Here is a 9143-nt window from a genome sequence, read left to right on the forward strand (position 1 = left end):
GATATTATGCACGGTAGTCGGTTTATATTTAGTAACAACAGGACTTTGGGAATTAAAAGAAGGAAAAGACAGAAAGAAATATATCTTATTGATGTTTTTCGGACTATTTTTAATTTTTGTCTTTCCAGACTTCTTTAATGAACTTACTATGTCATTGAACTAACGGGATGCATTACCACAACAAGAGGAACGTCAAATTATTGGAGACGTTCCTCTCTTTTTGAATTAATTATTGGAATTTTATGATAAAATAACTGTGCTTAAAGTAACAGGATTGTTAAACAATATTTAATCTAACTTAATAAAGGAGTAATTGTTTAATGAAGCTAATTTACTCATCACTAATTTTTATACTTATTTTAGGTGGATGTTCATCTTCAACACTTCATGAAGCAATACAAAAAACAGATCGTGAAAACGTGAAAATCTTAGTTCAAGATGACAGCGATAATATTGTTGTTTTTTTAAACGAAGATTATACTGGTCAACCAATGATGAGTTTAAATACTTTTTCAGAGAAAAATGGAAGCTATAGCTATAATTTTAATGGGGAATATTCAAAAAACGTTGATTTAAAAGGAAAATATGAGTTTGTGAGAGCTTCTCAAGTAGGTAATAGTTCTAACTCGGTAATATGGGGAGGAATATTCAATTACCCCGATGCTGATATAGTAACTTATTCTCTGTCGGACGAAAAAGGAAATACCCTGTACGAGTCGAGTGTAGGATTAAATGAAGAAAATATCGTTTTTCAGCAATTACCACATAATATATATGAGAAATCTGAAGAGTTTCATTACAAAGTTTTAAATAACGAATGTAATGTAATTATTGAGTGGTGATGTTCAACAAACGGGTAGGTGTGACAAGTTCTGTAATAAGCGTTTCTAGCGTGAAATACAGGGGATTCACTAGATGAATTCTAACTTTACAAGGGAGAATAGGAACGACGGAACCACGTTTCCAGAAACTATTCCATCAATACTCCTGCGTGCGTTATAAATAACAGGTTATAGGGTTCGAAGCACAGGTAGATTCGGTTGAATGAAAGCTAAAGCCACCTTTACAGAAGGGTATGCTGACAGATAGACCGCATGGCTGAAAAACTAGATATGGTGAGAATAGTTCTAATAGCGAAAAGAACTGACGAACTTCCGAAGGTACGGGTCTAAAGTTAGAACATAGAGGAAACCTATGGCTCTTCTTACGAAGAGGTGAGTGATGTAGAGTAAAAATCTACCCTATGAAATACATTATACTGAACAACGGCGGTATCAAGCTCACAGGCTCAGAGGAAGCACCTACCTCTAGAATGGATAGCTACTTTGTAAGGTACTTGGGAAGTAAGAAACATCGATACATGGACTGTTATCCTAGATGGTTACTATAAGGCAAAAGCTGAAATGTATTTATTCTTGCGAAGGTAGGGGCATGACCGAAGAAACTTCTGTAATGGAAGTGGAGGAATAGCCCCAAGTCTAGTAATATAGAATGATTATTTTCCTAACGTGAATTGCACCGGTCGGGTAAGAATGTGGGAACATCATCTAAGAGAGGATGATGCCACAGTGCAAACGCTAAGATATTGGGATTACTACGATATGACAGATACGTTTTCTGAACTCTATGAAAAATCGTTTAGAAAGGAATCATTTTCTCATTTATACGATATTATTACTTCTAGGAAAAACATTCTGCTTGCGTATCGAACGATCAAGTCGAATAAAGGGTCAAAGACACCGGGAACAGACAAGAAAACGATTGATGACTTAAAAAAGCTATCAGAAAATGAAGTCGTTAATGAAATTCAAAACAAGTTAAAGAATTATCGCCCTAAAAAAGTACGACGGAAACTGATTGAGAAAGAAAATGGGAAGTGGAGACCGTTAGGTATCCCATGTATTATAGATAGAATTATTCAACAATGCTTTAGACAAGTGCTTGAACCAATCATGGAAGCTAGATTCTACAAACATAGTTATGGTTTTAGACCGTTAAGGTCCACACATCATGCTATGGCAAGAGTACAATTCCTTATTAATCAATCTCAACTTCATTATGTGGTGGACATTGATATTAAAGGATTTTTCGATAATATCAATCACAACCTACTAATGAAACAGCTTTGGAATCTAGGAATCAAAGACCGACAGGTTTTAGTCTGTATTTCCAAAATGCTAAAAGCTGAAATTGATGGAGAAGGTGTTCCTACAAAAGGCGCACCCCAAGGCGGTTTGTTATCACCATTACTATCAAATGTAGTGCTTAACGACTTAGACCATTGGGTTGCAGAACAGTGGGAGTTTTTCCCTCTTCACAAAGATTATAAGTCCCGTGAAGGTGATCTTTATGCCAAAAAGCGAACTACCTTAAAAGAGGGTTACCTCGTCTGCTATGCGGACGATTTTAAGGTCTTATGCCGTGATTGGAAAACGGCACAGAAATGGTATCATGCCATAAAATTATATTTGAAGCAGCGATTGAAACTAGATATATCGCCAGAAAAATCTCAAGTTATTAACCTAAGAAAAACAGAGTCTGAATTTCTTGGGTTTACTATCCGTGCGAATAAAAAAGGGGAAAAGAGAGTAGCGCACACAGGCTTAAAAGAAAATAAAAAGCGTAAAATCAAAGAAACATTCAAAAAATACGTTCGAAAATTAAATGCCTCGCCAACTACTCGAAACGCTTTATTGTTTAACAGTTTTGTCTTGGGCATCCACAATTATTTTAATCGTGCCACCCACGTCTACACAGAGTTCTCACGACTTGCCTACGATGTGCGTCCATTTATATATAACCGCTTTAAATCTGTCGGTAAGTTTGGACATCCTACAAACGCTCCGCCAACGTATAAGAAGTTTTACAGTTTAGGAGCCAAGACATTCAAAATAGCCAGTGTCTATCTCTTCCCGTTAGCCGATGTAAAAACGAAAAATGCTATGAACTTTAGTCAGAGCCTAACACCTTTTACATCAGAAGGAAGAGCGAGAATACATAAGCAACTACGCTTAGATATTCAGCGCGAAATTGCGTTATTATTGGAGTCTAATATTCAAACGCGAAGTGTTGAGTATATGGATAATCGTATTAGCCGATACAGTATGAAAATGGGGAAATGTGAAATCACAGGCGTATTTCTACAAGCTCACGAAGTACACTGTCACCACTACATCCCATTACATCTAGGTGGAGATGACACTTTTAACAACCTAAGAATTCTACACAAAGACATACATACGGCAATACACCAAACAGATGAAATGGCAATACATTCACGCTTAAAAGGATTTAATATTACAAAGTCAATGCTAAACAAGTTGAACACATATCGTGAAAAGTGCGGTTTAAATACAATCATGTGATTTCAAGTCTAGTTAAGTAACAAGGAACTTATAATCTAGTACATATCATTAGATGGCACGCGGAATGATGGGAAACTATCACGTTCCGTGTTGGGCAGGGGAAAAGCTGGAGATAACTTCAAACGCTTACCTATTGCTACCATTACCACAACAAGGGGAACGTCAAATTATTGGAGACGTTCCTCTCTTTTTAAATAAATTATTGGAATTTTATGATAAAATCAATTCTGAGTAACTGTACTTAAAGTAAAGAAGCATAATCTTTAATAATTAAACAATTGTTTTTGTCCTAACAGAGTAGGATATATGGGCTGGAGGTGAATTGTAATCAAACACTTTAAAAATAAGCGTTACTGGATACTAACGCCACCATTCTTAATAATTACTATGTTACTAATTTACTTTTTACCAGAAAATAAAATGTACTATTTGCTAATAGCTCCTATATTTTTTTGGGTTGTATATTATATTTGGGTTTATTATGCAAAAAGGAAAAGCACCGATAAAAGAACTGATAATTCATATTAAACAAACAGGGTGCAAGAGTGGAACAAGGAGTTGACGATTACATGTAGCTCCTTTTTATTATCGAAGTAAAGGGCAGGTTAATGGAACAGGGGGACTGATTTATTAGGGGGATTTTATGCGGAAATATGTATTATTGATGATTTGTTTGATATTACTATCAGCTTGTTCATCAGAAGACGATGTTGATTTCGATAAAACTATGATAATTACTGGCAAGGTAATTCAAAAAGATGAAAAGATAGAAAACCGTGTTAAGTATTATATAGAGGTATTGACAATAATTGACCAAACCAAAGAGAGTATTATGCTTGAAGTTGAAGATAGAAATGTATGGAACCTAATACTTAAAGACGAGGTTTATAGAATTTCGTTTGATACTAAAGATGGTCAAGGATATCAAGTCAATAGTCCAATAATTTCAATTAAAACAGTAGGACCATATGATAAAACATTTCAAGAAAACTTAAATGATTTAAACTAAATAACTAATATTGAAGGATGTTCCTTATTGCATTAACGGGTGCAATAGCGGAACAAGGAGTTGTCGAAACGATAGCTCATATTGTGCTAAAGAAGGATTTAGTGAAAGATGAAAAAGTAAAAATATAGGGATGACAACGAGGGGGAGAAAGGTTTGCTTACATACAAAATTGATGAAGAAATTTCTTTAAGGTTATTTAATGAAGGTGATGCAGAAGAATTTTACAACTTAACAATTGATTCAAAACCATATTTAAAACAGTGGTTGGGTTGGCTTGATTATATAGAGAGTGTTGAAGATTCTGCTAATAACATAAAGGCTAGACTTAAGGGGTTTGTAGAAAATGGTGGTTATCCAAAGTCATTTGCTATCATTTATAGAGGCGAAATTGCTGGTACAATTGGATTTAATGACTTAAATAAAGCTAACCGAATTGGTGTAATTGGTTATTGGTTAGGTGAAAAATTCCAAGGAAAAGGTATAATGTCAAAGGCATTTAAAGCAGTAATAGATTATGGTTTTAAGGAACTTGAGTTAAATCGAATTGAGGTTAAAGTCGCAGTTGAAAACAAAAAAAGCAGGGCATTACCTGAACGATTTGGATTCGTAAGAGAAGGTGAAATTAGACAAGCAGAATGGCTTTATGACCATTATGTTAACCATATTATTTACGGACTTTTATCTGATGAATGGAAGTGAAAATTCCAGCTTTAGGTTAAAGTAACGGAGGCATATCTGGAACACTTATTGAATTAAAGAGGAGTAGAGTTGAATAACTTCATTTACATAAATAAAAGTTGAAAGGTTTGTGGAGGTTAATTTAATGGAGATAAGAAAACCAAGTGAATTAGAAATTGAAAAGATATTGGAATTATCACCTCAAGCGATATTTGAGGGAACGTTAGGTGAAGTGAAACCAACGATTGAAAAAGCAAAACAACTGGTACAACCTCTTTTAAAGAAGGATAGCTATTATTTAATTTCAACAGAAAACAATAAGTTGATGGGTTGGATTCTTATAGGTGGTAGTAAAGACCAGTTTTCAAATAAGACAATTGGTTTTATTTATGAATTATTTGTTTTAGATGAATATAGAGGAAAAGGTATCTCAAAACAATTGATTAGAACAGCCATTGAACAACTTAAACAAGAAGGATATTCAGAAATTCGTTTAAGTGTATTTGAAGGAAATAAAGCAATTAAAATATATGAAAATCTGGGGTTTGAAACCAGAACAATTAGTATGAGTTTGCCTATATAACTTTTTCTTTATTCCATTAACGGAGAGCTAGAGTGGAACTAGGAGTTGGCGAGTGGACAGCTCCCTATGTTTATTCAAATAGATGACAGTAAGGTCTGAAAAGGAGGAATAAATACCTATTGTATGTAAGAAAAAGTAAAGAATAAATTGATAGTATTTGTTTAGTTAACAGAAAATGAATAAGTAGAAGGATTTTCATGAGATAAATGAACTGATAATCCCTGCTATCCTCATGGTAAAATAGATATAAGATCGTTATATAGCAACAGGAGCGTTTTTTTATGTCAACGAAACAGAAATATTTAATGAAATTAAGAGAGAAATGTAAAAATGACTATAACCTAAACCCAGAGGTTTTACCGATTCTTATCGAGAAGTTGCCTAATGTTGAGCTGGAACAGAAACGATTTACATATAGTGAATTCCTATCTTTTGAAAAGCAATTTATGAAAAAGATAATTCGGGATATAGGCTTTATTCCAGTATTGATCGTGATTTCTGATAGCGAAGGTTGCATTATAGAAATGTATGGCGATGAATCCATTAAACACCAAGTTCATTTATTAGGTATAAAGACTGGTGTGCAATTTAATGAGGAATATGCTGGAATCAATGCAATATCTATGGCTTTAAAGTTAGGGGAGCCTGTTCAGCTTTTGGGCAAGGAACATTATCACACTTGTCTCCAACAGACTGCATGTATTTCTATACCGTTTCAATTTGCTGAAACTATTACTGGAACCATCTCATTAATGACGACAATGGAACATGTACAATCAAGTCATCTTCATGTATTGTTTTCAGCTGTAAACATTGCAAAAAGTTATTCGCAATCAGAGCAATTATATAAACTCTATTATAAGGAAATCTATCAGTATCTTTATCGAATGACTCGAAATGAAGAACTTGCAAAAGATTTATGTCAAGAAACATTTATTAAAGTATTAAATGCAATTCAATCTGTAGATGAGGATAAATCAGTAAAAGCATGGATCTACCGGATTGCTCACAATACATTTGTATCTTGGTATCGTAAAAAGAAGCGAATTGACTTTATTAACATTGATACGCAGAAATTTGAGTTTAAACAAAAAAGCTATAAACAGCCAGAAAGATATATGGAAGAATCAGAGCTTTATGAGGAGTTGGCGAAGTCCATATCAAGGTTAAAAGAAGACTATCAAGTTGTATTAATCTTAAGGGAGTTTCAAGGACTATCTTACCAAGAAATCGCTGATGTTTTAGGGTGGAAGCTCTCCAAAGTAAAAACAAATATCCATCGAGCAAGAGCGCAATTACGCAATTTTTTGGTCGGATAGAATATTACTAATTAAAATGATTCATTGAATAGAGGAATAATTTACATATACATAATCTATCTAATAGAGAGATAGAGCGTTTAACGAACTCAGAAAAAGCGATGGTTAATAAGAGGTAAATGCTAGAGCATTTGGTTATACCCCTTTGGTCCATCTGCTTGTGCAAGTATGCCTCTGTGTCTTTGCCTAACGGATCGCAACCAGCAAGTATTTTTATACACCAGTTGATTCGGATGAAAGTATAAGAAAAGCTAGTAGTTGAGATGGAGATTGTAAAAAGTGACACTTAAAGTAACGGGAGCAAATCTTGAAAAAGGATATGTTGCGGCAGCTCGTATGTTTTAAAGGGCAGGAATGTTCAATAAGATGTGTATTGGAGGGGGAAGAGTTCTATGAAATATTCCTTATATGGCACAATTGGTTTGGTTGTAATATTTATTGTATTAAATTTACTAAATTATGATGGATTCAATATTATTATCGGTTTTTTTGAATGGATAACTCGATATATATTACCTTGGATAGCTCTATATTGGTTTATACAATTTGTAAAAAGTAATAAAAGATAGCATTTAAATTTTTTATTAACAGGTAGCTATTGTTCAATAAGTAACAGTCGCTATTTTACTATTGAAGCAGAATACTGCAACAAGGTCTAGAAAGAAATTCCTTCCCTAATCAATTTCTGATAATGAAAGGATGGTATAGTGAGAAAAAGTATATTGGTAAGTATTATATTCCCTCTTATCTTAATATTATTTGGTTGTACTAATGCCACAACCAATCAGAATGAAGAACTAACAGAAGACGAAAAGGAACTTGTCGATATTAGTAATGAAAAAAGCATATATAAAGAGGTGTTTAGTTTAGCAAATAAACTAAGACCAAATAAAGTAATTAGTGAATATGTAAAAACATATGACACAAAACCTTTTGAAAAGTTTGTTTCTAGAAACAGCAAGATACTACAAGTAACAGAAACTGAATTTGGTGGTATTAAGGGTATAACAATTGATTACTTAATTGACGACCAAAGAAAAGTAGTTGTTGAATATTTTGAGGACGGAAAGGTCAGAAAGACAACTAGAAAAGAGAATATATTAGAAAACTTTAACGATGAAGAATTTACAAAGAAGATATTAAATTAAAATAGGCTTTGTGAAAAAGTGTACTTAAACTATTGGGGGCAAGAGTTAAACAAGAGGAACGTCAATCGGCGTTCCTTTTTCTTTGAAAGCAACAAGGGTTTATTGGAGCTTTATGTTAAATTTAATATGTGAATAGTTGTACTTAAAGTAACGGGCAGTAATCTTTAATAAGGGTATTGTATTTTTATGGTGAAATTATGGTGGCTGAATAGGGGGTGAAGTGCTATTTTTAGAACGGAATATTATAAAGGGTTACTTGTTGGACTTGTTATTGTCGTTTTAGTTTTTATAGGATATTCCCAATATGAAGATAAAAAAATGTACGAAGAATATATCTCAGTAAGTGTTAAAAATGATATGCAAGATTTAGCTAATGCAATTGTTGATAGTCAAAACATATATGTAAATATATTAGATGAAGAAGTCATAACTAAAGGTGACGCTTACTTAATGGCACACAATAGCGGTATTCTAATGGAACTTTATCAAAAATATAATGGTATGGCTAAAAGATTTGGACATATAGAGAACGGGACGACGCAAAATACGACTGCTGGAGTTGCTCAAGAAATAAGTGCCTTTTTTAGTGGAATGATTCGAAAGGAAAATATAGATAGTAGTAACTTGGATGATGTACAAATCAAACTTAACGGTGATATGAAACAAAAAGTAATTAAGTTGAAAGAGTTGAATTCAATATGGTTGAGTTCGGTTAAAAATAATGTATTCGGTGTAATGGATAAACAAGGTGATTTAGTCTTTAATATACAGCAGTTCCGAGACCATTACGGTGAAAACATTTTATCTAATAACTTTTGGGTGAATTTAGTTGTTGATATTGATAGCGATACTCAAAAATACCTGCACGATAACGATGTACTATATATAGAAAATGTCTTATTCAATTAACGGGAGCGAATATTCAATAAGGAGTTGTCGATGTGGGCAACTCCTATTGTGTTAAAAGGCAGAAATGTATAACAGGAAAAGAAAATACGAGTAACCTAATATTATTGAAAGGGCTGATTTTTTGCGTTTAGT

8 protein-coding genes are annotated in these 9143 nt (G+C 33.4%); all 8 read left to right on the plus strand.

The annotated features are described in order from the left end of the window. Positions 1–320 precede the first annotated feature (320 nt). The 8 genes from FCI53_RS20655 to FCI53_RS20695 all read left to right on the plus strand — a co-directional run bounded on the left by FCI53_RS20655 (position 321) and on the right by FCI53_RS20695 (position 9011). Positions 321–842, plus strand: a complete 522-nt coding sequence (locus FCI53_RS20655; protein ID WP_138420881.1) for a hypothetical protein — start codon at positions 321–323, stop codon at positions 840–842. A gap of 726 nt (positions 843–1568) precedes the next feature. Further along, complete coding sequence (gene ltrA, locus FCI53_RS20660; RefSeq protein ID WP_138420882.1) at positions 1569–3365, plus strand: group II intron reverse transcriptase/maturase; 1797 nt, start codon at positions 1569–1571, stop codon at positions 3363–3365. A gap of 643 nt (positions 3366–4008) precedes the next feature. Beyond that, positions 4009–4374: a hypothetical protein gene (locus tag FCI53_RS20670; RefSeq protein WP_138420883.1), complete on the plus strand. Its 366-nt coding sequence runs from the start codon at positions 4009–4011 to the stop codon at positions 4372–4374. A 153-nt stretch (positions 4375–4527) separates the two neighbouring features. Then, complete coding sequence (locus FCI53_RS20675; protein WP_138420884.1) at positions 4528–5073, plus strand: GNAT family N-acetyltransferase; 546 nt, start codon at positions 4528–4530, stop codon at positions 5071–5073. 124 nt (positions 5074–5197) lie between these two features. Further along, complete coding sequence (locus FCI53_RS20680; protein ID WP_138420885.1) at positions 5198–5635, plus strand: GNAT family N-acetyltransferase; 438 nt, start codon at positions 5198–5200, stop codon at positions 5633–5635. 281 nt (positions 5636–5916) lie between these two features. Continuing rightward, positions 5917–6954 (plus strand): sigma-70 family RNA polymerase sigma factor, encoded by a 1038-nt coding sequence (locus tag FCI53_RS21980; RefSeq protein ID WP_246050175.1) that lies wholly within the window; start codon positions 5917–5919, stop codon positions 6952–6954. A 707-nt stretch (positions 6955–7661) separates the two neighbouring features. Continuing rightward, positions 7662–8102 carry a hypothetical protein gene (locus FCI53_RS20690; RefSeq protein ID WP_138420886.1) on the plus strand — a complete coding sequence of 147 codons (441 nt, stop codon included), beginning with the start codon at positions 7662–7664 and terminating at the stop codon, positions 8100–8102. A gap of 318 nt (positions 8103–8420) precedes the next feature. After that, positions 8421–9011: a hypothetical protein gene (locus FCI53_RS20695; RefSeq protein WP_138420887.1), complete on the plus strand. Its 591-nt coding sequence runs from the start codon at positions 8421–8423 to the stop codon at positions 9009–9011. Positions 9012–9143: the final 132 nt, after the last annotated feature.

The sequence above is a fragment of the Aquibacillus sediminis genome (genome assembly GCF_005870085.1).
Classification (GTDB): Bacteria; Bacillota; Bacilli; order Bacillales; family Amphibacillaceae; genus Aquibacillus_E; species Aquibacillus_E sediminis.